27 protein-coding genes are annotated in these 25949 nt (G+C 48.4%); 8 read left to right on the forward strand and 19 right to left on the reverse strand.

What is annotated here, in order from left to right; genetic code table 11:
- Positions 1-71 precede the first annotated feature (71 nt).
- Together nfuA and K5X84_RS01155 are read left to right on the forward strand one after the other, a co-directional pair.
- Entirely contained in the window at positions 72-650 is a 579-nt protein-coding gene (nfuA, locus tag K5X84_RS01150) for a Fe-S biogenesis protein NfuA (protein ID WP_054490854.1), read from the forward strand.
- Positions 651-765: 115 nt separating this feature from the next.
- Complete coding sequence (locus K5X84_RS01155; RefSeq protein ID WP_222236318.1) at positions 766-2151, forward strand: DUF4397 domain-containing protein; 1386 nt, start codon at positions 766-768, stop codon at positions 2149-2151.
- Here K5X84_RS01155 and K5X84_RS01160 read toward each other — a convergent pair.
- Positions 2123-3445 (reverse strand): MATE family efflux transporter, encoded by a 1323-nt coding sequence (locus tag K5X84_RS01160; RefSeq protein WP_222236319.1) that lies wholly within the window; start codon positions 3443-3445, stop codon positions 2123-2125. The genes K5X84_RS01155 and K5X84_RS01160 overlap by 29 nt on opposite strands.
- Before the next feature lie 57 nt (positions 3446-3502).
- On the opposite strand from K5X84_RS01160, the gene K5X84_RS01165 reads away from it, so the two are divergent.
- Entirely contained in the window at positions 3503-4588 is a 1086-nt protein-coding gene (locus tag K5X84_RS01165; protein ID WP_222236321.1) for a polysaccharide deacetylase family protein, read from the forward strand.
- Here the strand turns inward: K5X84_RS01165 and K5X84_RS01170 are convergent.
- From K5X84_RS01170 to K5X84_RS01190, 5 genes are read right to left on the reverse strand one after another with little or no spacing between them, the layout of a single operon-like run.
- A complete protein-coding gene (locus tag K5X84_RS01170) occupies positions 4585-5199 on the reverse strand; it encodes an SCO family protein (RefSeq protein ID WP_199494461.1) in 615 nt (204 codons plus the stop codon). The two genes, K5X84_RS01165 and K5X84_RS01170, sit on opposite strands and share 4 nt — an antisense overlap.
- A 12-nt stretch (positions 5200-5211) precedes the next feature.
- Entirely contained in the window at positions 5212-6108 is an 897-nt protein-coding gene (gene cyoE / locus K5X84_RS01175; protein ID WP_054490843.1) for a heme o synthase, read from the reverse strand.
- Positions 6109-6121: 13 nt separating this feature from the next.
- Positions 6122-7111 carry a COX15/CtaA family protein gene (locus K5X84_RS01180; protein ID WP_199494459.1) on the reverse strand — a complete coding sequence of 330 codons (990 nt, stop codon included), beginning with the start codon at positions 7109-7111 and terminating at the stop codon, positions 6122-6124.
- A gap of 9 nt (positions 7112-7120) precedes the next feature.
- A complete protein-coding gene (locus tag K5X84_RS01185) occupies positions 7121-7666 on the reverse strand; it encodes a hypothetical protein (RefSeq protein WP_222236323.1) in 546 nt (181 codons plus the stop codon).
- Positions 7663-8418: an SURF1 family protein gene (locus K5X84_RS01190; RefSeq protein WP_222236324.1), complete on the reverse strand. Its 756-nt coding sequence runs from the start codon at positions 8416-8418 to the stop codon at positions 7663-7665. The genes K5X84_RS01185 and K5X84_RS01190 overlap by 4 nt, the downstream gene beginning before the upstream one ends.
- A 22-nt stretch (positions 8419-8440) precedes the next feature.
- On the opposite strand from K5X84_RS01190, the gene K5X84_RS01195 reads away from it, so the two are divergent.
- The gene (locus K5X84_RS01195) at positions 8441-8611 is read left to right on the forward strand and encodes a DUF2909 domain-containing protein (RefSeq protein WP_233399506.1); all 171 of its coding nucleotides are present in this window, start codon (positions 8441-8443) and stop codon (positions 8609-8611) included.
- Between the two features lie 21 nt (positions 8612-8632).
- Here K5X84_RS01195 and K5X84_RS01200 read toward each other — a convergent pair whose 3' ends face one another.
- From K5X84_RS01200 to lexA, 6 genes are all read right to left on the reverse strand, one after another.
- Complete coding sequence (locus tag K5X84_RS01200) at positions 8633-9508, reverse strand: cytochrome c oxidase subunit 3 (protein ID WP_199494456.1); 876 nt, start codon at positions 9506-9508, stop codon at positions 8633-8635.
- Positions 9509-9520: 12 nt separating this feature from the next.
- On the reverse strand, positions 9521-10090 hold the full coding sequence (locus K5X84_RS01205; RefSeq protein ID WP_054490830.1) for a cytochrome c oxidase assembly protein: 570 nt from the start codon (positions 10088-10090) through the stop codon (positions 9521-9523).
- A gap of 6 nt (positions 10091-10096) precedes the next feature.
- On the reverse strand, positions 10097-11683 hold the full coding sequence (gene ctaD / locus K5X84_RS01210) for a cytochrome c oxidase subunit I (protein WP_054490828.1): 1587 nt from the start codon (positions 11681-11683) through the stop codon (positions 10097-10099).
- 10 nt (positions 11684-11693) lie between these two features.
- Positions 11694-12815: a cytochrome c oxidase subunit II gene (coxB, locus tag K5X84_RS01215; protein WP_199494502.1), complete on the reverse strand. Its 1122-nt coding sequence runs from the start codon at positions 12813-12815 to the stop codon at positions 11694-11696.
- A gap of 302 nt (positions 12816-13117) precedes the next feature.
- On the reverse strand, positions 13118-13555 hold the full coding sequence (locus K5X84_RS01220; RefSeq protein WP_199494455.1) for an SOS-response cell division inhibitor: 438 nt from the start codon (positions 13553-13555) through the stop codon (positions 13118-13120).
- A complete protein-coding gene (gene lexA, locus K5X84_RS01225; protein ID WP_054490824.1) occupies positions 13552-14169 on the reverse strand; it encodes a transcriptional repressor LexA in 618 nt (205 codons plus the stop codon). The genes K5X84_RS01220 and lexA overlap by 4 nt, the downstream gene beginning before the upstream one ends.
- A gap of 131 nt (positions 14170-14300) precedes the next feature.
- Between lexA and plsB the strand changes: the two genes are divergently transcribed.
- Positions 14301-16784 (forward strand): glycerol-3-phosphate 1-O-acyltransferase PlsB, encoded by a 2484-nt coding sequence (gene plsB / locus K5X84_RS01230; protein WP_199494454.1) that lies wholly within the window; start codon positions 14301-14303, stop codon positions 16782-16784.
- Here plsB and ubiA read toward each other — a convergent pair.
- Positions 16781-17632 (reverse strand): 4-hydroxybenzoate octaprenyltransferase, encoded by an 852-nt coding sequence (ubiA, locus tag K5X84_RS01235; RefSeq protein ID WP_222236325.1) that lies wholly within the window; start codon positions 17630-17632, stop codon positions 16781-16783. The two genes, plsB and ubiA, sit on opposite strands and share 4 nt — an antisense overlap.
- A gap of 1 nt (position 17633) precedes the next feature.
- Positions 17634-18230 carry a chorismate--pyruvate lyase family protein gene (locus K5X84_RS01240; RefSeq protein WP_222236327.1) on the reverse strand — a complete coding sequence of 199 codons (597 nt, stop codon included), beginning with the start codon at positions 18228-18230 and terminating at the stop codon, positions 17634-17636.
- Between the two features lie 78 nt (positions 18231-18308).
- Between K5X84_RS01240 and K5X84_RS01245 the strand changes: the two genes are divergently transcribed.
- Positions 18309-18707 (forward strand): flagellar basal body-associated protein FliL, encoded by a 399-nt coding sequence (locus K5X84_RS01245; RefSeq protein ID WP_054490815.1) that lies wholly within the window; start codon positions 18309-18311, stop codon positions 18705-18707.
- Here K5X84_RS01245 and K5X84_RS01250 read toward each other — a convergent pair.
- From K5X84_RS01250 to K5X84_RS01265, 4 genes are read right to left on the reverse strand one after another with little or no spacing between them, the layout of a single operon-like run.
- The gene (locus tag K5X84_RS01250) at positions 18701-19525 is read right to left on the reverse strand and encodes a rhomboid family intramembrane serine protease (protein WP_222236328.1); all 825 of its coding nucleotides are present in this window, start codon (positions 19523-19525) and stop codon (positions 18701-18703) included. The two genes, K5X84_RS01245 and K5X84_RS01250, sit on opposite strands and share 7 nt — an antisense overlap.
- Positions 19526-19528: 3 nt before the next feature.
- On the reverse strand, positions 19529-19852 hold the full coding sequence (gene glpE / locus K5X84_RS01255) for a thiosulfate sulfurtransferase GlpE (protein WP_222236329.1): 324 nt from the start codon (positions 19850-19852) through the stop codon (positions 19529-19531).
- Positions 19853-19859: 7 nt separating this feature from the next.
- Positions 19860-20885, reverse strand: a complete 1026-nt coding sequence (gene tdh / locus K5X84_RS01260) for an L-threonine 3-dehydrogenase (protein ID WP_199494450.1) — start codon at positions 20883-20885, stop codon at positions 19860-19862.
- A gap of 10 nt (positions 20886-20895) precedes the next feature.
- A complete protein-coding gene (locus K5X84_RS01265) occupies positions 20896-22086 on the reverse strand; it encodes a glycine C-acetyltransferase (protein ID WP_222236331.1) in 1191 nt (396 codons plus the stop codon).
- A gap of 161 nt (positions 22087-22247) precedes the next feature.
- Here K5X84_RS01265 and coaD point away from each other — a divergent pair, with 161 nt between their 5' ends.
- Positions 22248-22748 carry a pantetheine-phosphate adenylyltransferase gene (coaD, locus tag K5X84_RS01270; protein WP_199494448.1) on the forward strand — a complete coding sequence of 167 codons (501 nt, stop codon included), beginning with the start codon at positions 22248-22250 and terminating at the stop codon, positions 22746-22748.
- Positions 22749-22754: 6 nt separating this feature from the next.
- Here coaD and K5X84_RS01275 read toward each other — a convergent pair whose 3' ends face one another.
- Positions 22755-24074, reverse strand: a complete 1320-nt coding sequence (locus tag K5X84_RS01275; RefSeq protein WP_054490802.1) for a sodium-dependent transporter — start codon at positions 24072-24074, stop codon at positions 22755-22757.
- Between the two features lie 209 nt (positions 24075-24283).
- Between K5X84_RS01275 and pckA the strand changes: the two genes are divergently transcribed.
- Complete coding sequence (pckA, locus tag K5X84_RS01280) at positions 24284-25885, forward strand: phosphoenolpyruvate carboxykinase (ATP) (protein WP_222236333.1); 1602 nt, start codon at positions 24284-24286, stop codon at positions 25883-25885.
- The last annotated feature ends 64 nt before the right edge of the window (positions 25886-25949 follow it).

The raw sequence follows: 25949 nt of genomic DNA on the forward strand, positions 1-25949 counted from the left end.
AAACTGAAGGGTATCTCGGTTACACTATACCTTAGTAATTTACTCAGGTATAAGCCGTGAGGTCAGTATTTATGATTCGTATTTCAGAAGCAGCGCAGTCCCACTTTCAGAAGCTATTAGCGGACCAGCCAGACGGCACGTGTATTCGTGTTTTTGTGGTTAATCCGGGAATGGCAAATGCCGAGTGTGGTGTTTCTTATTGTCCGCCAGATTCCGTTGAGCCTGACGACGAACGTTTACCGTTTAACGGCTTTGATGCCGTCGTAGATTCCGGTAGCGCTCCGTTTTTGGAAGACGCAGCCATTGACTTTGAAGAGCAGGAAATGGGGTCTCAGTTAACCCTGAAAGCACCAAACGCGAAAGCCCGTAAGGTTGCTGATGACGCACCGTTAATTGAGCGTGTAGAGTATGTGATTCAGGCTGAGATAAACCCGCAGTTAGCGAGTCACGGTGGTCAGGTTATGATTGCCGAAATTACCGATGACGGCGTGGCTATTTTGCAATTTGGCGGTGGCTGTAACGGCTGCAGCATGATCGATGTCACGTTGAAAAACGGCATTGAAAAAGAATTGCTTGAACGCTTCCCGGAAGAAGTGACCGGAGTTCGTGATATAACTGATCATGAGCACGGAGAGCACTCGTACTACTAGACCTTTCGACTATACAACTTTGTATTGTTCGATTTTTTAGTGTTAAAAATATGTGATCCCTTGCACGATCTTCACTCGTAACGATATTTGCCTAATCAATACGAGGAAATTAATCATGCAAGGGATCAAAAAGTTTGGTGTCCTGGCGACATCTCTATTATTAATAACGGGTTGTGACTGGTTCGACAGCGACAATGACGATACTACCACAACTCCACCTGAAGCTGAATCAAGCTTCGTTCGTGTCCATCATACCTCAGCTGACTCACCTAACGTTAATGTATTAGCAGGTGACGCAGCGCTATTAGAAAATGTGCCTTATCACACCTCTTCTGCGGTTTTAGAAGTTGATGCCGGTGACTATGACATTACGGTTCAGGGTATTCTGCCTGATGAGACTACCGTCGATGCCATTGGGCCTGCCTCTTTAACTTTTGCTGCCGATACGCGTTATGAAGTGTTCGCTGTTGGTCAATTGGCGGATGAGTCTCTGGAGCCGTTAATTATCTCTAACCCGGTATCTGATGTAGCAGGCGGGGAGAGTCGTATTCAGGTTGTGCATGCCGCCTATGGTGCGCCGACAGTTGATGTTTATTTAACGGCTCCGGATGCAGACTTAAGTGCCGCATCACCTGCCCTGACACTTGCTTACGGTGAAGACAGCGGCCAGGTCGACGTTGAAGCCGGTGACTACCGCATTCGCTTAACCGGTGCGGGTGACGATGCGGTTGTCTATGACTCAGGAACCGTTAGTCTTGCAGATGGCGGTGATTACATCATTGCGGCAACCAACAATGTGGCGGCCAATTCGGATAATTCACCGGTTACTCTGCAGATCAGCGACGGTGAGTCGACCACTTTAGTACATGACGCCGACGCTGGTGCCGATGTTCGTGTTGTGCATGCCGTGGCGGATGCACCGAACGTTGATGTCACATTAAATGATGCAGCAGAAGCCCAAGTGCAAGACCTGCCTTTCCAAAGTGCAACTGGGTACTTAAACCTGGAAGCTGCCGAGTACAGTGTTGATGTCGCTGCTGCGGGCGGTGATCCGGTTGTTATTGAAGATGCAGCTCTTGCTGTAGAAAACGCAATGAGCTATTCAGTTTATGCAGTTGGTGAGCTGAGCACTATTGGCTTACAAGTACTGACTGAAGAGCGTCGTCGGGTCACGACTGAAGCGAAGGTACAACTGGTTCATGCCGCACCCAGTGCCGGTAATGTTGATATCTACGTAACCGCAACAGACGACATTAGTGGCGCAGACGCTGCCTTTACCGATGTTCCGTTTGACGCAGAAGGTCTGGTGAGCACAGGTAATGTTGCTTTAACACCAGGTGACTATGTGGTTACTGTAACGGCAACAGGTACGCAGGACATTGCTATTCAGACGCCTGTACTGACATTAGAAGGCGGTGGCATCTATACGGCAGTTGCGGTTGATGCAACTGACGGAGGTTTGCCACCACAGCTTATCCTGATGGATGATCTGGCGAACTAAGGTATTTGAACCAGATTGCCTGGGTAATACCACGCATGAATAAAAAGCCGCTGAGAGCTAACCACAAACCGTGGTTCTCCAGCGGCAATCCTGCCCACCACAACGGTAAAAAGCCAATGACAGCACTGAGTATCATGGTGTTGCGCATACCACGGCTTAACGACAAACCGATAAATACACCGTCAAACCAGTAACTCCAGTGAGCCAGTAGCGGCAGCACTATTATCCAGGGTAAATAATCTTCAGCAACCCGGATAATTTCAGGAATATCGGTAATCAGACGAATAATTGCACTGCCTGCCAGAGCGAAAACGAGCGTATAAACCACAGCAAAGAGTGACGACCAGAGCAAAGTAATTTTGCACCAGTAACGGATTTTATCGTAACGTTTTTGACCTTTTGCGGCTCCGGCAAGAGCTTCCACGGCATAGGCAATGCCGTCTAACCCCAAAGAGATTAGCATCAGGAACTGCATGAGTACGGCGTTAACTGCCACCATGGTACTGCCGTAGCGCGTCGCGTAGCCTGTCATTGTGGCCATACACAGCTGCAACACCAGGCTGCGAATAAAAATATTACCGTTAACGCCTAAAAACTGACGCAGCTGCTGAAATTTGAGCTGCCAGTGACGTAAGTGCCAACCCAGTGCACGGGCGGTCCAGTAGAAACCGACAATGGCGGTCACCCACTCGGCACTTAACGATGCCCAGGCGGCGCCTTTTACATTCAGTCCAAAGCCAAGAATGAGTATCACATCCATAACCACATTCACGGCGTTGGTAATGATTACCAGGAGCATGGCTTTGCGGCTGTTTTGCCGGCCTAACAATACGCCCAGAGCAACCAGCGTTATCAGCGAAGCCGGTGCTGACCATAAGCGAATTTCGATGTAATCGCGGGCGTAGCCTTCGAGCTCTGCAGAAGGGGCGATAACCCACATGGCTAAGTCATTAATTAACGGGCTGGCAACCGCTATTAAAACACCTAAACCCAGCGCAATAATAATGCCGTTATTAAAGTGCTGGCGCTGAGCATGTATGTCATCGGCTCCGTAGGACTGGGCTATATAGCCGGTTGTCGCCATGCGCAAAAATACCGCCAGCAGATAAATAAAACTGACCACCATGGCACCAACGGCAACGGCGGATAAGTAGATAGCGTCCGGCAAATGACCTATGATGGCAGTATCGACCAGACCGAGAAGCGGCGCAGCAATATTGGAAATGATCATTGGCAGGGCAATCGCAAAAACGCGGCTGTGATCAGACAATGAAAATCCAAACAGCTTGTGCATAACTATCCTTAAGTAAACTCGGTTAATAACGGCTTTTATACTTTATCAGGAGTCAGTATGAAGATGTTGAACAAAATGACTTTGAGTGCCGCATCGGGCTTATTGCTGGGGTGCTCACCATTGGCTCAGGCTGGCAGCGCCGATAGCGTGGTGGTGCTGCAGTACCACCACGTCAGTGACTCAACTCCCGCCGTAACGTCAATTGACCCGGAGACGTTTCGAGAGCATCTGCAATACCTGCAGGATAACAACTTTAACGTTATTGATATTACCGTCGCGCGCGATGCCATTGAAAAAGGCGAAGAACTTCCTGAAAAAGCCGTTGTTATTACCTTCGACGACGGCTACCAAAACGTCTATGAAAACGCTGTAAAGGTTCTGGAAGAGTTTGAGATGCCTTATACGGTGTTCGTTAACCCTGAACTCATGCGTAAGCACAGCGGCCATTACATGGGCTGGGAAGAACTTAAAGAAATTCAGCAGAACGGCGCTACCATTGCTAATCATGGACAGACTCACGCACACCTTATTCGTAAGCAAGAAGGTGAAAGCGATGAAGAGTGGCAGGAGCGTATGCGTTACGATGTAATTACGGCACAAGAAGCCATTGATGAGAACTTAGGCGCACAGCAGAAGTACTTTGCCTACCCTTACGGTGAGTATAACAACGAATTGCGGGCTTTACTGGATGAATGGGGCTTTCTGGCCTTTGCTCAGCATTCAGGCCCATGGTCCAAATGGAGCGAAGATACGGTTATTACTCGCTTTCCGGCCTCGGGTATCTATGCGAACTTAAATACGCTGAAAGCCAAGTTGAATTCTAAAGCCATGCCGGTAAGTGCTTATCAACCGGAAGAGCCTTTAGTCGCACATGATAATAAGCGCCCAACTATTAGTGTGACGCTGGAAGCGGGCGATACACTGGACGATGTGCGCACCGATGCGTTGCAATGTTTTGCTAGTGGTTCAGTACTAAAGCCTGAATGGGAAAGTGATACAAAGTTTCGTGTAAGCTTAGAGCAGGACATCAATATTGGACGCTCACGCGTTAACTGTACCGCGCCCAGTGCTTCAGAATCGCGCTACTACTGGTATTCCGTAGCGCTTATCCGTCCGAACGAGTCAGGTAGTTGGCCTGATTAATCGGCGATAATGGCAAAATCTTTTTTGAGTTTATCCATGCTGACCACCGGTATTTCTCCGCGTTGGTGGTCGGCATTGAAAATCGCTTTCCGATTACCGTCCGGGTTCACCAAAATAATAGCGGCGCTGTGGTTCACCAGATAATTTTCCTCGCCTTCATCGGGAATGGAATACATTAAGCCTAAATCGCGCACGAAAGGGAACAGCTCTTTGTGCTCGGCGCGCACACCGACAAAGTCGTCACCAAAGTAGTTAACGTATTGAGTTAAACGCTCAATATCATCGCGTTTAGGGTCAACTGAAATCAACCAAACTTTAACCGGTTCGGAAACCTCTCTCTGCAATTCAGGGATCACGCCCTTCAAGTCTGACATAGTGGTTGGGCAAATATCGGGACAAAAGGTATAACCGGTAAAGAGCAGGGTCCACTGACCTTTAAGCGCATCGTTTTCCACTGTGCCGGCTGCTGTGCTTTCTAAAGTAAAGGGCTTTAACGCACGAGGCGGTTCATAAACTAAGGCTTCCGGCTTTTCTTCCGGCCAAAAGTTGTAAACCGCAAAACCCGCTGCAAGGGCAATAAGAGCGGCCAGCAGTGTAACGATACGACTCATCTATTACTCCATTTATACGTAGTGATCGACCAGTAAAATGACAAACAGCAGCATGAGGTGCCAGATAGAAAAAGCAAACATGTTAAAGGCTGTCTTTTTGCTGGGCGCGTACTTCAGCTTCCAGGCGTAAGCCAGGAAAATGGCGTTAAGTAAACTGACTCCTACCAAGTAAATCATGCCGGTCATGCCAATTAAGAAAGGCATAAGGCAAACTACGGTCAATAAAACGGTGTACAAGAAAATACAGGTTTTGGTGAAGTCGATACCGTGAGTAACCGGCAGCATCGGAATTTCAGCTCGTGCGTAGTCTTTTGCGCGGTGTACGGCAAGCGCCCAGAAGTGGGGCGGTGTCCAGGTAAAAATGATCATAACCAGCAGTACCGCTGGGGCGTTAATTTCATTGGTGACTGCTGTCCAGCCCAGTAGCGGCGGCGCTGCACCTGCCAGGCCACCAATAACAATGTTTTGCGGCGTTGCGCGTTTTAAGAACATGGTATAAACCACAGCGTAACCCACCATACTGGCAAAGGTTAACCAGGCGGTTAAGGGGTTAACCCAGGCATACAGGGTCACAAAACCAATGGCGCCAATAGTTGCCGCAAATACCGTGACTTTTGTCGGTGATAAATTTCCCTGAGGCAGTGGCCGACGCAGCGTACGGGCCATTTTCGCGTCGATATGACGGTCAACCAGATGATTAATAGCAGCCGCAGCAGCAGACATCAGGCCAATACCGGCTAAGGCCGGGACCAGGACATTCATTGAAACAAGCTCTTCAGTGGCCAGACACATGCCAACCACTGCAGTGAGCAACAACAAGGCGACGACACGAGGCTTGGTCAGCTCCAGATAGTCTCGCCAGTGAGCGTTGCGCGTTTTTGTTATATTTTTTGTGGCAACGGATTCCATAATTACAACTCCTCTACGCTTTTCTGGACAGGTTGTAATTCAACCCAACCATCGACAGTAACAACAAAGCCCCAACAGCATTGTGCGCTACTGCATTCCAAAGCGGTAATTGAAAGACTACGTTACTAATACCGAGCAGAATTTGCAAAGACAATAACAAGCCAATAACAATTAATGAGCGGCGGAAAAACTGCGACTTTGCTTTTCTCCAACATTTAAAGAGTAAAGCACAGACCACTAAAAAGGTAATAATGGCGCCAACTCGATGCATGACATGCATGGTCATGCGGTCGTTGTAGTCATGGGCACCGTACTGATAGGTATCGGCCTCTGGTATGCTAAAAGCGCCGGCAAAGTCCAGTTGTGCGGTCCAGTTACCTTCGCAAAAAGGCAGGTCAGTACAGGCGACGGCGGCGTAATTGGCTGCAACCCAGCCCCCCAGAGCTATTTGCCCAATAACAACTAATAAGGTGAAGAAAGCCAGCCCTCTGTAGCGCCTTAGCTCTGAATCTCCCCCCGCAAGCCGGAACGACGACAGACGCAAAGACAACAAATACAGCAGTGATATGACTGAAAAGCCCCCTAACAGATGTCCCATCACTATAAGTGGCTGCAAATTCATGGTCACTGTCCACATGCCCAGAGCTGCCTGGAATATGACCAGCCCCAGCAACAAGGTGGGTAATTTTACCGGCGTAGGGTAATGGCTATAACGGCGGCCTTTAATCCAGGCGATGATAGCAATAGCCAGAATCAGTAAGCCTAAGGTGCCGGCAAAGTAGCGGTGCACCATTTCATTCCAGGCTTTACCCTGCTCAACCGGGGCATCTGGAAATCGAAGTTGAGCTTCCTGAATGTGCTCTGCCTGAGAGGGAACACCCAAAAAGCCGTAGCAACCCGGCCAGTCCGGACAACCCAGGCCAGCCTCAGTCAGCCGGGTAAATGCGCCAAGAACAATAACGACAAAAGCAAAAAAAACGCTAATTTTTACCAGTAAACGCATGTGATTTTCCTACCCAATTCTGGACAATTTAAGCAGTTTACGAAGATCCGCCAGCACGTTTTTACCTTCTGTTATCATCTGCTCTTTATCCGAGTGAGTTGGGTAATAAAGCATAACGTTGTGCATAGGATCGATTATAAAGACGGTGTTTTCCGGCAGTTCGCTTAATTGTTCAATGAGCTGCGGTGTTACCAGTTGCGTAATGTGAGGTGCGCTGTGATTAAACTCTGACTGTGCATTCTCGCTTTGGTGAAGCACCACTGGAGTCAGGCGTTCGGTGTCTTTACCAATAGCCACGTCGACCTGATTCATAACGTACAAGGTATTTTCACAGGTTGTGCCACAGTTTTTGGGTGCGACATAACCCAATTGCCAGCCTTCCGGTAGTTGGTCGGTTTGTTTATCTAGGGTTATAGGCGGCTGCAGCAGGGTGCCTTTATTGGTGCCCGCTTCATACCAGTTCTGTGACAAAATCAGCCAGGCCGCTAGTAACGGGACAATAAAGGCAACGAAAACAATAATAATGGCGCGTCGAGAGCGATTCAGGGAGCTCATCGGGTCTCCTCTTTTTTTGGTTGTTTATTCAGTTTTATAACAGCAAATAGGAAAATCACCAAACAGGCAATTGCCAGTGAGAACCACTGAATGGCGTAACCCTGGTGTTTTTCCGGTGACATTACCTGAGGTTTCCAGTCGCGGCTCCAGCCCATAGTTTCTGGCGACTCAAGTAAAAAGGTATAATCGGTTAATGACATATCGAGTTGTTTTGCTATGGCGTTCGGCTGAAACTCCTGCACCCGAATTTTGCTATCAGCTAAGTCGGTCTCGTAAGTGTTATTTACAAATTGATTGTTGGAAGGAAAGTACAGAAAACCGGTTAGCCTATGCTGACCTGAAGGAATATTCACTTCCGGTAATGACTGTCTGGAAGCCGGTGCTGGTAGCCACCCCATATTAACCGGAACATAATTTTCAGACATTGCCTGTGGCTGGAACAGCGCAATTACCTGATAACCAACGGTGCCGTCTTGAATTTGGTTATCGAGAAGGAAAATGGGTTGTGGAACAAATTCACCATTCATTTCCACATAGCGAAAGCGATCGTTTTCAGGTGACACCTCAGCCAGACGGTCGAGTTTGGTCGCTTCACCGCTTGAGAGTTGTTGCTCATAGTCGCTAAACAGCTGGCGTTTTTGTTCAGCGCGTTCAAGCTGCCAAAAACCTAACTTGACCAATAACGCAATTGCCAGCAGAGTAACTAACGTAGCGACAAGAGGAAAACGTATGTTGGTCTTTTTTAAAATCATTATTGTACTGCTGTTAGCATATATGGTGGTGAACCTGTTCAGGGCGTTATTTAGTATGCTGCGGAACGACCCGGACAAACCACCTATGTCCCATTATTTGGGAAAGCGAGTGGGAGTAGCCGCCGTTATCTTTGTCATACTGATAGCGGCGACCGCCAGTGGTTTCTTACCTTTAAATCCACGCCCCTATTAACCGGGGCGTTTTCTTTTTTTTTTACAGAACGTACACCACGACAAAAAGGCATAGCCAGACGACATCGACAAAGTGCCAGTACCAACTCGTTGCCTGAAATGCAAAGTGGTTATCCGGTGTAAAGTGACCTTTCAGAACCCGCAGGAACATGACAATAAGCATGACGGTACCCAGGGTGACGTGCATACCGTGGAATCCGGTCAGCATGTAAAAGGTATTACCGTATATACCTGAGTCAAGTGCCAAGCCAAGCTCTTCGTAGGCGTGAACGTACTCTGCACCTTGTAAGTACAGGAAGATACAACCCAGGATAATGGTAATGCCCAGCATGGCTGTCAGCTGTTTGCGTTTATTTTGCTCCAGACCCGTATGGGCAAAGTGACAGGTTACCGAGCTAATTAGCAGGATAATGGTGTTAATAGCAGGCAGGCCGTACCAACCCATTGCCTGAGTCTCAGTGCCACCCGGGGTGTTAACCAAAGGCCAGTGAGCGACAAACTCCGGCCATAGGACCTCATTGGTCATGGCGTTATTGCTGTCACCGCCCAGCCATTGAACGGCTATAACACGAGCGTAAAACAGAGCACCGAAGAAGGCCGCAAAGAACATCACCTCGGAGAAAATAAACCAACTCATGCCTTGCTTATAAGAAACACCTAACTGGTCGCTGTACTTGCCACTCATGGACTCGTTAATTTGGTCGCGAAACCAACCAAAGAGCATGACGGCTATAACGATTAAACCAATGGTTAATACGGTACTGCCGTAACCATCCTGCTCTTTACTCATATCGATAACGGTGTGTCCCGCGCCCCAGGCAATTAAGCCTAACCCAACTGCGCCAACAATTGGCCAGGGGCTGGAAGCAGGAACATAATAACTCTGTTGTTCTGCCATAACGTCGTTTCCTTATTCTGTTTTTAACAGCTGAGCCATTTGCTCAGCCGACGTATTGGCTGTCATATCGTACAGCGTGTATGACAGGGTTAATGTGTTGATGTGGTCCGGAATATCCGGATCCAGATAAAATTGCATTGGCATTTCTGTATCAGCACCCGCAGCTAAAGGCTGTTGGTTAAAGCAAAAGCACTCCACTTTATTGAGGTAAAGCGAGGCTTCAGCCGGTGCAACCGATGGGATAGCCTGTGCGACCATATTGGAAGAGGTCGGGTTAGACGCTAGAAAGTTAACGACTTTAACCTCACCCGGATGAATTTTGACTTGTTTGGTTGAGGGCTCAAATTTCCACGGAATGCCCTTAGCATTCCGCGTAATAAATTGAACGTTAACCGTACGCGATTCATCGACTTCTACCTCTTGATAAACCGCGGCTTCATTGCTGGTACGGCCGTTAAAGCCTGTCACTTCACAAAATACATCGTAAAGCGGTACCAGCGCGAAGCCGAAGGCAAACATCCCGGCGACTGTCAGTAACAGTCGCTTAACCAGAATGCTGTTGTCGGGGCGCTGATCAGACATGAGTCATCACTCCACTTTCGGTGGTTTTTCGAAGGTGTGATAAGGCGCTGGTGATGGAACGGTCCACTCCAGTCCCTCTGCACCATCCCATGGCTTAGCTTCTGCTTTCTCGCCGCCTTTGACACATTTGATAACTACCCAAAGGAAGATCAATTGTGACAAACCGAAGGCAAAACCACCGATACTTGCTATCTGGTTAATATCCGCAAACTGCGTAGCGTAATCCGGGATACGCCGCGGCATACCGGCCAGCCCCGCAAAGTGCATTGGGAAGAACAGCACGTTAACGGAAATAAGCGATGTCCAGAAGTGGGTCTTCGCCAGTGTGGTGTCGTACATATGACCTGTCCATTTCGGTAGCCAGTAATAAGAGGCCGCCATGATGGAGAAAATCGCACCTGTCACCAGAACATAATGAAAATGAGCCACTACGAAATATGTGTCGTGGTACTGGAAATCGACTGGCGTAATCGCCAGCATCAAGCCGGAGAAACCTCCAATGGTAAACAGAATAACGAACGCCAGGGCGAACAGCATGGGGGTTTCAAAGGTCATTGAGCCACGCCACATGGTGGCAACCCAGTTAAAGATTTTGACCCCGGTCGGCACCGCAATGAGCATCGTACAGTACATGAAGAAGAGCTCAGCAAATACTGGCATACCGGTAGTGAACATATGGTGAGCCCACACCAGGAAAGACAGTAAGGCAATGGCTGCCGTGGCGTAAACCATGGATGCGTAGCCAAAGAGTCGTTTTCGGGTAAAGGCCGGAATAATGGCGGAGATAATACCGAAGGACGGCAAAATCATAATGTAGACTTCCGGGTGCCCGAAGAACCAGAAAATATGCTGGAACATAACTGGGTCACCACCGCCTGCAGCGTCAAAGAAACTGGTGCCAAAGTACTTATCGGTCAGTACCATGGTAACCGCACCGGCCAATACTGGCATAACCGCAATAAGCAGGAAGGCGGTAATCAGCCAGGTCCACACAAACAATGGCATTTTCATGTAATTCATACCCGGTGCGCGCATGTTCATGATAGTGACTATCACGTTAATGGCACCCATGATGGATGAAATACCCATAATGTGTATTGAGAACACGAACAACGCGGTTGAGTCCGAGCTGTAGGTGGTTGAAAGCGGTGCATAGAATGTCCAGCCGAAGGCAGGGCCACCACCCTCCATAAATAACGAGCCCAATAAGATAATGAAAGCGAATGGCAGAATCCAGAAGCTCCAGTTATTCATACGTGGCAACGCCATATCGGGCGCACCAATCATCATCGGGATCATCCAGTTAGCAAGCCCGGTAAAAGCAGGCATGACCGCACCAAAAACCATTATAAGGCCATGGACCGTGGTCATCTGATTAAAGAAATGCGGCTCGACCAACTGTAAGCCTGGTTGAAATAGTTCAGCACGAATGACCATGGCCATGGCGCCACCGGTCAAAAACATAATGAAGCTAAACCACAAGTACATTGAGCCAATGTCTTTGTGGTTCGTTGTAAATAGCCAGCGACCAATACCCGACGGCTTATGATCGTGGTGTGTGTCGTGATGTGTCTCTTCCACTGTAGTGCTCATCACCGTCTCCTTATTGATTCATGACTTCGTTAATATCGGCGGCCTGAATCAGCTGTCCGGTATCATTACCCCAAGCGTTACGCTCGTAGGTGATTACCGCAGCTAATTCGCGCATGGACAGCTGGCTTCCAAAGGCCTGCATAGCTGTGCCGGTTACGCCATTAACAACGATGTCTATGTGCTGATCTTTGGCTTCGGGATCCACAGAAACGCCGGAGCCCGCTAATGCAGGGAATACTCCGTTGACGCCCTGGCCGTTGGCCTGGTGACAAGCAGCACAGGTGCTGTTGTAAATTTTTTCACCGAGATCCATCAGTTCATCTTCCGACATCTCCATAGCAAGCAATTCTTGTTCACGTTCCCGTGCCGCCTTTTGCTCAGCTTCTTTCTCGGTAATCCATTTTTCATATTCAGCAGGTTCTTTTGCTATAACAACGACAGGCATGAAGCCGTGATCTTTACCGCAAAGCTCTGCACACTGACCGCGGTAAATACCGGGTTCGTCGACTTTAGTCCAGGTTTCATTAATAAAGCCCGGGTTAGCGTCTTTCTTAACGGCAAAGTCAGGAACCCACCAACTGTGAATAACGTCGTCTGAAGTGACCAGGAAGCGAACTTTTCTATCGGTTGGAATAACCAATGGACGGTCCACTTCTAACAAGTAGTTTTCGCCTTTCTCAAATTTATTATCAATTTGTTCTTGTTGAGTGGCTAAACGACTGAAGAATTCCACGTCGTTCTCAAAGTACTTGTAGTGCCATTTCCACTGCGAACCTGTTACCTGGACAGTAACGTCAGCATCGGAAGTGTCTTCCATGGCAATTAAGGTCGTTGTTGCAGGAATGGCCATGCCTACCAGTATAAGTAAAGGCACAATAGTCCAGGCAATTTCGACTTTAACGTTCTCGTGGAAATTTGCAGGGTTAGGGTTTTTAGACTTCCGGTGTCGGATCATCGAAATAAACATGAGACCGAATACGACCACACCAATTACACAGCAAATGTAAAAGATGGTCATGTGGAGATCGTAAACCCGGTTACTCACTTCAGTGACACCTTGGGTCAAATTGAGACGCGACTGAGCAGCAGCCGGTAGACTCGTTAGCGCCAATAGTGCCCACAAAGGCTTCATTTTCACGTGGCTTCTCCTCTTATTCTTCAATGAGACAGCAAATAATTTCGCTAGCCTGAAATAGAAGAACAAAGAGGTAAGCAGAAAAAGGTACAGCTTCTCCCCAGAAATCGCTTTCTCTACTGACTCTTTGTTGTAGTTATCGTTGTTATATTATTTTTATAGTCGGGTAGTGCATTTATTAACGAATTTACAACCAAAGATCCAGATCAAATCAAACAAATGCACAAAAAATAGACGGATCTGTTAAAAAAAGGCTGCAAAAGCAGCCTTGGGGGATAAAACACACAAACAAAGTGGGATTAGTGCAGGTGGGATGTCAGTGTGTTTTTATCAAACAGAAAATATTGTGTTTCACTCAATTTACTGGCCATACGAGCACGCTGCCAGGTACGGTTAGAAACTGAGTCCAAATAACCGATAACCATACTGCTGGTACCGGCCAGTAGAGCCTGTTCCAGCGCCCACTCGCAGCGTTCGGCTGAGTGGCTGCGCAACCAGCGAATTTGCGATTCAGCAACACCACAAGCAATAAGCTGTTGAATCACGTCTTTGTCGCCGCCAATAACCGTTACCCATTGGCTTGGCTTTTGTTGCAAAGCCTGCTGAACAACAGGGGACAGCTTGTCGACGTCAATTGCGTCCTGCGTGTTTTTAGCATCTAACTGGAACGATGGCGCTGTATTTTCGGCAGTCCAAAGACCTGGGTGATGTAATTTGTGCTGATGTTGAGTTTTCATAAGGTCGCTCCGTTTCTGATAACACCGACGGCAAGTCCTTCAATGGCAAAAACCTGCTCTGCCAGATTGACAGTAATGGTCGAGAAATCTTCATTTTCAGGATGAAGCAAAATAGTTTTTCCACGCTGTTCAAAACGCTTTACAGTGACATCGTCTTCTACGCGGGCAACGACTATCTGGCCGTTACGAGCTTGCTCGGTTTTATGCACAGCCAGTAAGTCGCCGTCTAAAATACCAATGTCTTTCATGCTCATGCCGTTTACTTTCAATAAGAAGCTGGCAGCAGGATGAAATAGAGACTCGTCAATTTTGTAATGACCTTCAACGTGCTGTTCGGCCAGCAAGGGCTCCCCGGCTGCAACCTGGCCAATTAACGGTAGGCCATCAGCGATGTCGTAGTCATCGGCTACAAGACGAATACCGCGCGACATACCGGGTAAAATTTCAATAACCCCTTTGCGTGCCAGAGCTTTTAAATGTTCTTCTGCGGAGTTGGCAGAACGAAAGCCCAGCTTATGAGCTATTTCTGCACGCGTTGGCGGCATACCAGTGGCGTGTAGGTTATCCTTAATAAGTTCAAGGATTTCAGATTGTCTTGGTGTTAACGGGCGCATAATGTACCTGTTTATTTGTACAGTGATACTGTGAGTATATACAGGTAAATTCATTTCGCAAGTAATTTCTTGAACGACAAATTTAAACGAAGTTGGTATCCTATCTTTCTGTTTAAAACAGAGGTCTAAGTATGAAAGGAATAAGTCGCTTTTACCCAGTCTTTAAGTACCCGTTGCGTTGGTTAACACGCTTTCAGGAAATTTGGGACGGTACTGAAGAAGAGCATGAAACCACAATTGCTAAGCCCATTGTGTATGTCATGCGCTCAACGTCGAAAGCAGACTTATCCATTTTACAAAGAGCTGCAGCAAAACGAGGCCTGCCTGACCCGACCGAGCCTTTAGTGGTTGACGGTAAAAGCTATGACCGAATTATGTTCCTCGAAGAGTTTGCTGAAGAAACCTCCGAGCAGACCGTTTCAGAATTTCATCAATTGCTGACCTTACACAAAGACAATGCAGAGCTCGACGTGCAGCTTGTTCCTGCAGGTGTGTTCTGGGGACGTCAGGCCGGGCAGGAAGCCAATGCCGGTAACGCTATGACAGGTGACCTTGATAACCCGGGCCACTGGCGCAAGTTTTGGTTGGTGTTGTTTTCTGGTCGCCAGGTTTTACTTCGTTTCTCGCGAGCTGTCAGTCTGGGTACAATGGCACATGACCATGGTACCGATATGCGCATCGCCCATAAATTGGCGCGAGTTGCACGGGTGCACTTTGTGCGTATGCGTCACGCTGTTGCCGGTCCTAAGTTAAGTCACAGAAAAGAACTAATGGCAGCACTGATTGATACCCCTGCCTTAAAAAAGGCTGTAGCAGATGAAGCCCGGGGTAAGAAAATCAGCGAAGAAGCAGCGCGTAAGCGTGCCTTATCTTACATTGATGAAATTGCAGCGAATTACAGTTCGACCTTAGTTCGTGTACTTGACCGCTTTATGACCTGGATGTGGAACCGTATTTATAACGGTATTCATGTCAAAGGTGGCGATACTATCCGAAGGTTGGCACAACAAGGGCATGAAATTATTTACGTCCCTTGCCACCGCAGTCATATGGATTATTTACTGCTGAGCTATGTGATTTATAAAGAGGGACTGGTACCGCCGCATATTGCCGCAGGGGTTAACCTTAACTTCTTTCCTGTTGGGGGGATTTTCCGCCGTGGCGGCGCGTTCTTTATTCGCCGCAGCTTCCGGGGTAACAAACTGTATTCAGCCGTTTTTCGTGAATATTTGTGTTGGTTGTTTCAAAAAGGCTACCCGGTGGAATACTTCAGCGAAGGTGGCCGCTCCAGAACCGGCCGCTTATTACCGCCTAAAACCGGTATGCTGGCAATGACCGTTCAGGGCATGCTGCGAGACCAGCAGCGTCCTGTGTCGCTGGTACCCGTGTACCTTGGCTATGAGCACATTATGGAAGTGTCGACTTACCTGAAAGAACTCAAAGGTAAGGACAAAGAAAAAGAGTCGGTATTTCAAATTCTGAAAACCGTGACAAAACTAAAGAACTTTGGACAGGGTTTTGTAACTTTTGGGCAGCCCATCAACCTGAAACACCATTTAGACAAAAAGGCACCCACCTGGCATCAGTCTGTTACCCGTGGCGCGCAGGAGCCTGAGCGACCTAACTGGCTTAACCCGGTGGTAAATGGTTTAGCGGAGCAAGTAATGCAGGGTATCAACGATTCAGCGGCCGCCAACAGCGTTAACCTGACCGCTTTGGCGTTATTAAGCTCTGAGCACCATGCGTTATTAAAAGAAGAGCTTTTAGCGCAGTTAGAAGTGTATCTGGGGGTTCTGCGTGAAGTGCCCTACAGCAATTTAGTGAGTGTTCCTGAAGAAACGCCGGAAGAATTATGGCAACAGGCTCTCAGGACAGACAAGTTCACCGTCAGTAGTGACACCATGGGTGAGGTAATTTCACTGGAGCGGATGTCGGCCATTGCGATGACTTACTATCGCAATAATATACTGCATATGATGGTTGTGCCGGGCATTGTGGCTTCCATTATTATGGCGAAAAAGAAAGTCAGCGTAGCGGAGATAGCGGCACGCACTCAGGCAATTTATCCTTCGCTCAAGGCGGAGTTATACCTAAGCCACAATGCGGATGACCTTCCTTTGTGGACAGAAGCCTTAGCAGAGGAACTGGCGCGGCAAAATCTGATCACACTGGAAGACGGCATCTGTACTATTGCGCAGCGCGAGAGTGCCGAGTGGTATCGTTTACGCTTATTAGCTAACAGTGCCAGTGAAACTCTGCAACGTTACTGTATCGTGCTGGAGCTGTTGCAACAGGCGCAGCCAATTATGCGTGCCGACCTGGAGAAGCAATCAATTACACTGGCTGAGCGTTTAAGCTCAATTCACGGTATTGATGCGCCGGAATTTTACGACAAGAAAGTCATGTCGACTTTGATTGCCAGTTTAAAACAGCAAGGCCTGGTGGAAATTGACGACGATGGTCAGCAAATTGCTGCGCAACCGGTAGGTGAGTTAAGCGATCAGGTAGATGAGCTTATCGATGGTCCGGTACTGCAGACCATTCGCCAGTCGGTTGAGCACTTTGTTCAACAGTTAAAAGCACCAACCGATGACGAACAAAAACAGAGTGACTAGAACCAGTAGTGCAGCGCTAAACCTATAGCGAACACCATGCCAACATAGTGGTTATGCAGAAAAGCCTGGAAGCATTTTCCGGGCTCTCTGTGCCGTATCAGCCAATGTTGGTATCCGAACAGAAGCAATACCACGGCTAAACCCAGCCAGGCCCATATTTCGGCGGATAATAAATAAAGCACCCAGGCCAGCAGCGCCAGAGAAACTAACTGCATAAGGCCAATGGCCAAGCGATCAAACCGGCCGAATAAAATAGCGGTGCTCTGCAGCCCAATCTTTAGGTCGTCCTCGCGGTCAGCCATGGCGTACTCGGTATCATAGGCTACGGTCCAGATAACATTGGTCAGGAATAATAGCCCGGCGATTAACCACTGCTCAGATTCCAGTGCAGTAAAGGCCATTAAAATACCAAAACTGAAGGCAATACCGAGAACCACTTGTGGCAGATGAGTCCAGCGTTTACAAAATGGATAAAGCGCAGCGACACCAGCGGCAAAAAAGCTGAGCATAACGGTCTGAGTATTAAGCTGCATGACAAGACCAAAGGCAATTGCTAACAGAGCAATAAAGCCTATCATGGCCTCTGTTGCCGATATTTTACCGGCCGGAATAGGTCGTTGACGAGTGCGGCGAACATGGCCGTCGAAGTTACGATCAGCAAAGTCATTAATAACGCAGCCGGCTGACCGCATAACAAAAGTTCCCAGCAGGAAGATAACCACAATACGCATGGGAGGGTTACCGGCACCGGCTATCATCAGAGCCCAAATAGTGGGCCAGGCAAGTAGGTAGGTGCCAATAGGACGGTCTGCTCTCATTAACTGCCAAAATGCGGCTAACTTTTGCATGCTAACTCCTTTTATTGCGACGAAAAGTTTCAGACGCTGAATACAGTGACGACGGCTCAAGGAATATCTCACTGACCAACAACTGTTCGCCCGCGGTTGAAAACATTCTTCGTCTGCCAAGCAGCGTGCGGCTCTTTTGAAACCATCGCTGATTCAATTGTGCAACTGGGTGATCACCACCAACCGCTGCAACTTCTATATCGCCGCAGTGTAAATCGCTGCGGGCAAACAAGGACTCACCCAGTGACTGATTGCCAAGCTGCTGTAAGTTCAGCGTACTGGCTTGCTCCGCGCTTGGCGAAAACAGACTTCGGGCAAAAACCCACGGCTGCTTATCACAGTATAGTAGAACTTCACGAACTACGACGTTGCAGTTAAGGTTAAGTCGTTGCTTTTCTTCAGGGGTAGGTTCCAATACCTGCTGCCCCAGTAATTTTACCGAAAAATTTCCACCGACTTCTTTCAGACGTTGCGTTAACGAACCTTCGTAAAGCAGCCAGTCGGCCTGCTCAGCTGTTAACTCGAATTGTTGTGGGGGCGACCACTGCAGCGCTTCGCTAACCGGAAAAGCGGGTGTTGGATAAAACTCTGTTGTCATTTGTGTTGGCGTTATTAAGCTCTGTCGCTATGATAGCAGAGAGAATTTAATTGAACAGCAATCGGGCCGGGTAGGGCTATGAAACTTCTGATAACAGTAGTAGCAAGTATTTTTCTTTGGTGCAGCAGTGTTTCTTCTGCCTCAGCACAGGATGTCTCTTACTATGGTTTTGAACCGGACATCACCACGAATTACCTGAAAGAAGGTAATGATTACCGGCTTGGGTTTATTCGAGTCGCCATTGAAGTGATGGTGCCTGACCCCAGCTACATTAGTGTGGTTGAGCATCACGCGCCGTTATTGCGCAATGCCTTTGTCTCAATTTTAAGTACCGCAACCGAACGTCAGGTCAGGACGATGACCGGCCGTGATCAGTTGCGCTTAAAGTGTGTGGAGCGAGCGCAGGAACTCATGCAGCAGGAAACGGGTAACCCGGTTATCCGCGATGTTATTTTCACTAAATACATTTATCAGTAGAGTTGCCGTATTTTAGGGTTTAACCAACGCACCACAAAGCCGGCAAAGCAGCCGGAAATGAGTCCGGCTAAGTGCGCCTCGTTGGCCACATTGACCCACAACATGTCGGTGTAGCCAATGACCAGCCAAAGCAGCATAAAGATAATAAGGCCCGGTGGCAGATAAAGCGGGGTTGGGCGGTTAAAGCTGTATACCCAGCAAAAGCCAAGCAAGCCATAAACCACCCCTGACAGGCCGCCAAAGTTAGGTCCATTAAATAAATACTGAATAACGTTGGCTGTAATGCCACAAAATAACAGCAGAGCCAGTAACCAGGAGAACCCGAGAGAGCGCTCAACTCGTCCACCCAGATACCACCACCAGAACAAGTTAAACACCAGGTGCAGCGCCGTAAAGTGCATGAGTACCGGGGTAATAAAGCGCCACGGCTGCTCATAAGGCAGAGCTGAAAAGTAGATGCTGATTTTTAGCGTATCCAGAATGGTTTCCGGGTACATCTGAATGGCTGCAAATACCAGCAAGGTCAATACCGCAACGATACGCGTTAACCAGCCACTTTGTTTCAGTAAACTAAAAGACAAAGAGGTTGAATGCGATGCCGTGGCAGCCTTCTCCTGTACCGGTTCAGCGGCTAGCTCCGGGTTATCTTTAAACTGTTGAATCAATGTCTTAGCAGCGGCTTCATAGCTGCTTTGGTGTAACCACAATTCCAATTGCTCACCGCGTTCGGTAACGCTGACTGGCATGCCTTGCTGACGTAGATACTGATACAGCTTGTGCATCCAGTCTGAGTCGCGGCTGCTGAGCAATCGTCGCATGGTTTAGGTCCTTTCAGTGTGTTCAGGAAAAGACATGGACCAGGCCGTATAGCCACCGTCCATGCTGTGCACATCGGTGAAACCGTTGCCTGCTATGTAGTCAGCGGCGCCCTGACTGCTAATGCCGTGATAGCAAACCACAATCACTTTTTGGTTTTTATCAACTGAGTTCAGGAATTGCGGCAGGTTGCTGTTATCCAGGTGTTGAGAACCCGGAATATGCCCCGCAGCAAAAGACTGCGGGTCACGGATATCAACAAAAACCGCTTCGTTATTTTGCCAATGCTCAACGGCGATGGGTAATTCCATTAGCTGATAATTGCTCATTTACCTATTAGTCCCAGTTCAGTATGACTTTGCCCGACTGGCCTGAAATCATGGTTTCAAAACCTTTCTCAAAGTCATCTATGGGCATTTCGTGCGTTAATATCGGTGAAATATCCAGTCCTGACTGCAGTAAGCTGGCCATTTTGTACCAGGTTTCGAACATTTCACGACCGTAAATACCTTTAATGACCAGGCCTTTGAAAATGACCTGATTCCAGTCAATGGCGACGTTCTCTGGCGGAATGCCCAGCATGGCGACCTTGCCGCCGTGGTTCATAGCTTCCAGCATTTGTGAAAACGCTGAAGGTACGCCTGACATTTCCAGACCCACGTCAAAGCCTTCCTTCATGCCGAGCTCAGTCATGACGTCAGACAGTTTTTCTTTGCTAACGTCCACTGCGCGGGTAACGCCCATTTTACGAGCTAAGTCTAGACGGTATTCATTTACGTCAGTAATAACCACATGGCGTGCGCCCACATGACGGGCAACGGCTGCTGCCATAATGCCGATAGGGCCGGCGCCAGTAATCAGTACGTCTTCGCCCACCAGGTCAAAAGCCAGAGCGGTGTGAACGGCATTGCCGAATGGGTCGAATACCGCCGCCATTTCGTCAGTGACGTCATCTGGCAGTTTGAAGGCGTTTTCAGCCGGTAGTGCTAAGTATTCTGCGAAAGCGCCAGGGCGATTTACGCCAACGCCATAGGTGTTACGGCACAAATGACGACGGCCGGCACGACAATTACGGCAGTGACCACAAGTAATGTGGCCTTCGCCGGAAACGCGGTCACCAATCTCAAAGCCGCGAACACCGTCACCCATAGCGGCAACTTCACCCACGTATTCGTGACCCACTACCATAGGCACCGGAATGGTTTTCTGCGACCAGTCGTCCCATTTGTAAATGTGAACGTCGGTTCCGCAAATGGCGGTTTTCTTAATTTTAATCAGCAAATCGTTGTAGCCACACTCGGGCTTTTCAACGTCGGTCATCCAGATGCCCGGTTTTGCGTGCAATTTTGACAAAGCTTTCATTCTTTACTCCTTAAATCACACCCAGCTCTTTACCAATGCGGGTAAAGGCTTCAATGGTGCGATCCAGTTGTTCGCGTGTGTGAGCCGCCGACATTTGTGTGCGGATACGGGCTTTGCCTTTAGGAACGACAGGGAACGAAAAGCCGATCACATAAATATCTTCTTCTAACAGGCGGTCCGACATTTCTGAGGCCAGTTTGGCATCGCCTACCATGACCGGAATAATAGCGTGATCCGCGCCGCTCAAAGTAAAGCCGGCTTTAGTCATTTGCTCACGGAAGTAGCTGGCATTTTCCCACAGTTGGCTGCGCAGCTCATGGCCTTCGGCCAGCATATCCAGTACACGAATCGATGCCTGCACAATGGCTGGCGCTACTGAGTTAGAAAATAAATAAGGGCGTGAGCGCTGGCGTAACCAGTCAATCACTTCTTTCTTGCCTGAAGTGTAACCACCAGATGCACCGCCCAGAGCTTTACCTAAGGTGCCGGTGATAATGTCGACACGACCCATCACGTCGCAGTATTCATGCGTACCTTTACCGTTCTCACCTAAGAAGCCAGTGGCATGGCAGTCGTCCATCATCACCAGCGCGTCGTATTTGTCGGCTAAGTCGCAAATGCCTTTTAAGTTGGCAATAACGCCGTCCATAGAGAACACACCGTCGGTAGCAATTAATTTGTGGCGTGCGCCGTCCGCGTCAGCTTGTTTAAGCTGTGCTTCCAAATCTTCCAGGTCGTTGTTTTTGTAGCGGTAGCGCTTGGACTTACTCAGACGAATACCGTCAATGATGCTGGCGTGGTTAAGCTCGTCACTAATAATAGCGTCTTCCGGGCCCATTAGGGTTTCGAATAAGCCACCGTTCGCATCAAAACATGATGAATACAAAATGGTGTCTTCAGTGCCCAAAAACTCGCTCAGTTTTTGTTCCAGCGTTTTGTGAATATCCTGAGTGCCGCAAATAAAACGGACAGAAGCCGTACCAAAGCCATGCTCGTCCAGGCCCTGTTTGGCGGCTTTAATTAAGTCCGGGTGGTTTGCCAGCCCTAAGTAGTTGTTGGCGCAGAAGTTGAGTACCTTGCGGTCATTAACCGTAATTTCCGAGCTTTGGTCCGAACTGATAATACGTTCTTTCTTGTAAAGGCCTTCGGCTTTGGTTTCGGCCAGTTGGTCGGCCAATTGCTGATAAAAGGCTGAGCTCATCTTTTTACTCCACTATTTGAAAACGTAAATTACCCTCTAGTTTACTGATGTTAGTCGTAACTCGCATCCTTAATTTGAATATCGGGCTTTTGTTTAGTGTGCACTTGCGTGTACTCTTTATTGAAAATTAAGAATGGCTCAATCACGGTTTAGGAGACGCTATGCACCGCCGAGCAATTTATCCGGGGACTTTTGATCCTATTACAAACGGCCACGCCGACTTAATTGAGCGTGCTTCAACTCTGTTTAGTGAAATTGTGGTGGGTATTGCAGAAAGCCCGAGCAAGAAGCCACTATTCAGTCTGGAAGAACGCGTTTTATTAGCGCAGCAGGTCACTGAAGACCTCGATAATGTCACCGTCGTAGGCTTTTCCGGGTTATTGGTGGACTTTGCGCATGAGTACGATGCAACGGTGCTGATTCGAGGGTTACGGGCGGTTTCAGACTTTGAATATGAGTTCCAGTTAGCCAACATGAACCGGCGTTTAGACCCGAACCTGGAAAGTGTCTTTTTAACACCGGCAGAGGAAAACTCGTTTATTTCTTCGTCGCTGGTGAAAGAGGTCGCTTTACACGGCGGCGACGTTTCCGGATTCACTGACGCCCGGGTGGCGTCAGCATTAGGGCAAAAATTTTCCGGAAAACGTCCCGGTAAAAGTTAACTTGGTTTAACTAAAAGCGACGTGATAAAACACAATGCTCATTAGCACCGGGCATAAATAACGAATATGCCAGCGTAATAAAGTTAAACCGAGACTTCCCGCAGCAATAGCTTTTAAGTGGTTGCTGCGGTGCCATAACCAACCGACCACCAGCAAGTAGAATAACCCTGACAGCGGCAACTGAAACTGAGTAACTGCCGTGACAACCCAGCCAAACAGCGGCTCAAAAAACAAGATTAATAACAGCGAGAAGGTTGCGATAACCCCCAGTGATAAAGCCGTTGCCGCAGGGCGTTTTAGCTCACGTTCTTCAATGCAGTAAGAGACCGGGACTTCGGCCTGAGCAATGGTTGAAGTCAAAGCGGCGATACTGAGTAAGATAAAGAATGCGAAAGCAACGAAAGGTCCGGCTACGCCCATGCTGTTAAAGAGCTCTGGCAATACCGCAAAAATGAGCTGGCCTTCGCCAATAAGCTGGGAACCTTCACCGACATTAACGCCCAGATGAATACCAGCGTATAAAGCGGGAATAATGAGCAGGCCAGCTAAGAACGCAATAAAGGTGTCCAGCGCAGCTACGGATAAACTTAAGCGGCCTAAATTAGCACCAGGCTTCAGGTAAGAGCCGTAAATCATCATGCCGCCCAGGCCAATAGAAAGCGAGAAGAAGGCCTGGCCCATAGCCGCAACCAAAATGCTGGTGTCGGTCATGAGGCTGAAGTCGGGCACTAAGTATTTCTGCAGCCCTTCGTCAGCCCCGGGTAACGTCAGCATGTAAGCAATAAGGGCAACCAGTAAAACAACCAGGGTTGGCATCAGCCGTTTCGACCAGCGTTCAATGCCTTTTTCCACCCCCTGAAAAACCACATAAGCTGTGGCCAGCAAAAATACAGCGGTAAAAATTAAGTCGCGGGTGAGTGAGCTATTAAGCAAAAATTCGGCGGCAACTTCAATGCCAAAACCGCGTGCCAAAAAGCCCAGAGCGTGAACCAACATCCAGCCGGCAACCACGTGGTAAAAGCTCAGCATTAAGCACGAGCCCAGTACATTCAGGTAACCCATTAGGCGACCAATGGGGCGGGCGCGACCTTCAGATAGCTGCGTTAATGAGCGAACCGGATTCGCCTGAGCGCTGTGCCCAATAAGCATTTCACTGTATAAGGCGGGTATGGCAAGTATAAAGATTACGCAAAGATAGACCAGCAGGAAGGCGCCGCCACCGTGGTTTGCCACTTGTGTCGGAAAGCCCCAAATGTTGCCCAGACCAACGGCCGAGCCCGCGGCTGCTAGTATAAAGCCAATTCGGCTGTGAAAAGAATCACGCATAAATGATCAGAAACCCACTGCTGCTTGCTTAAGTCAGGCGGGCATTCTATCGAACTGACAAAATTTTGCTCTATCTTTTTTACCTGAATCGGGTTAACATTCGCGGCCTGAAAATTGACCAGTAAACCAGCAGCAAAACAGGATGCTTTGCGCGGTGCTACTGCTGTTAACGTTAACGAACAAGACCGTAATCTCAGGAGCCTTACGTCATGCCAAATCTGGATCTGAGCCGCTACGGCATCACCGATGTCGAAGAAATCGTCCATAATCCGTCCTATGACCTGCTGTTCAAAGAAGAAACTCGCGATGACCTGCAAGGTTATGAAAAAGGAACGGTAACGGACCTTGGAGCGGTTGCTGTTGATACAGGAATTTTTACCGGACGTTCCCCCAAAGACAAATACATTGTTCGCGACGACACGACTCGCGATACCGTCTGGTGGGCTGACCAGGGCAAGAACGACAACAAACCATTGTCGACTGAAACCTGGAATGAACTGAAAGGTTTGGTTACTGAGCAGTTGTCGCACAAACGTCTGTTTGTGGTTGACACCTATTGCGGTGCTAACGAAGATACACGTCTTGCGGTTCGCTTCATTACTGAAGTGGCATGGCAGGCACATTTTGTAAAAAACATGTTCATTCGCCCAAGCGAAGAAGAGCTGGAAAATTTTGAACCAGACTTCGTGGTCATGAATGGCGCAAAGTGCATTAATCCTAAGTGGCAAGAACAAGAGCTGAATTCTGAAAACTTTGTGGCGTTTAACTTAACTGAAAAAATTCAGTTGATTGGCGGCACCTGGTATGGCGGCGAAATGAAGAAAGGTATGTTCTCAATGATGAACTACTTCCTGCCGCTTAAAGGTATTGCTTCTATGCACTGCTCTGCCAACGTCGGTGAAAAAGGCGATGTGGCTATTTTCTTTGGCTTGTCAGGCACAGGTAAAACGACGTTGTCGACTGACCCGAAACGCGCACTGATTGGTGACGACGAGCACGGTTGGGACGACGACGGTGTCTTCAACTTTGAAGGTGGTTGTTACGCGAAAACCATTAACCTGTCGAAAGAAGCTGAACCGGATATTTATAACGCCATTCGCCGTGACGCTCTGCTGGAAAATGTTGCTGTTGATGAAAATGGTGTTGTTGATTTCGACGACAACTCAAAAACAGAAAACACGCGTGTTTCTTACCCAATTCATCACATAGAAAACATTGTGAAGCCGGTGTCTAAAGCGGGTCACGCGAAAAAGGTGATTTTCCTGACGGCTGACGCTTTTGGCGTATTGCCTCCGGTGTCTAAGCTGACTAAAGAGCAGGCGCAGTACCATTTCTTATCTGGCTTTACCGCCAAATTAGCAGGCACCGAGCGCGGTGTAACCGAGCCTACGCCAACGTTCTCCAGTTGTTTTGGCGCGGCGTTCTTAAGTCTGCACCCAACTCAGTACGCGGAAGTATTAGTGAAGCGTATGGAAGCGGCTGGCGCAGAAGCTTACCTGGTTAACACTGGCTGGAACGGTACCGGCAAGCGCATTTCTATTAAAGCGACCCGCGCTATCATCGACTCTATTTTAGACGGCTCGATTGAAGACGCGGAATTTGTCGAACTGCCATACTTCAACTTAGCGATGCCAACTCAGTTAGCCGGCGTTGAAGACAGCAGCATCTTAGACCCGCGTAACACCTACGAAGACGCAGGTGAGTGGGATGTGCGAGCCAAAGACCTGGCTGAGCGTTTCGTTGCTAACTTCGAGAAGTTTACCGACACCGATAACGGTAAAGCGCTGGTAGCGGCAGGCCCGCAACTGTAAAGTCACAGTTTGAAACAAATTAAAGGGCTCGTAACACTTGTTACGGGCCCTTTGTGTTTCTAAG

Origin of the sequence: Idiomarina abyssalis, from assembly GCF_019797805.1 — a bacterium.
Lineage (GTDB): Bacteria > Pseudomonadota > Gammaproteobacteria > Enterobacterales > Alteromonadaceae > Idiomarina > Idiomarina abyssalis.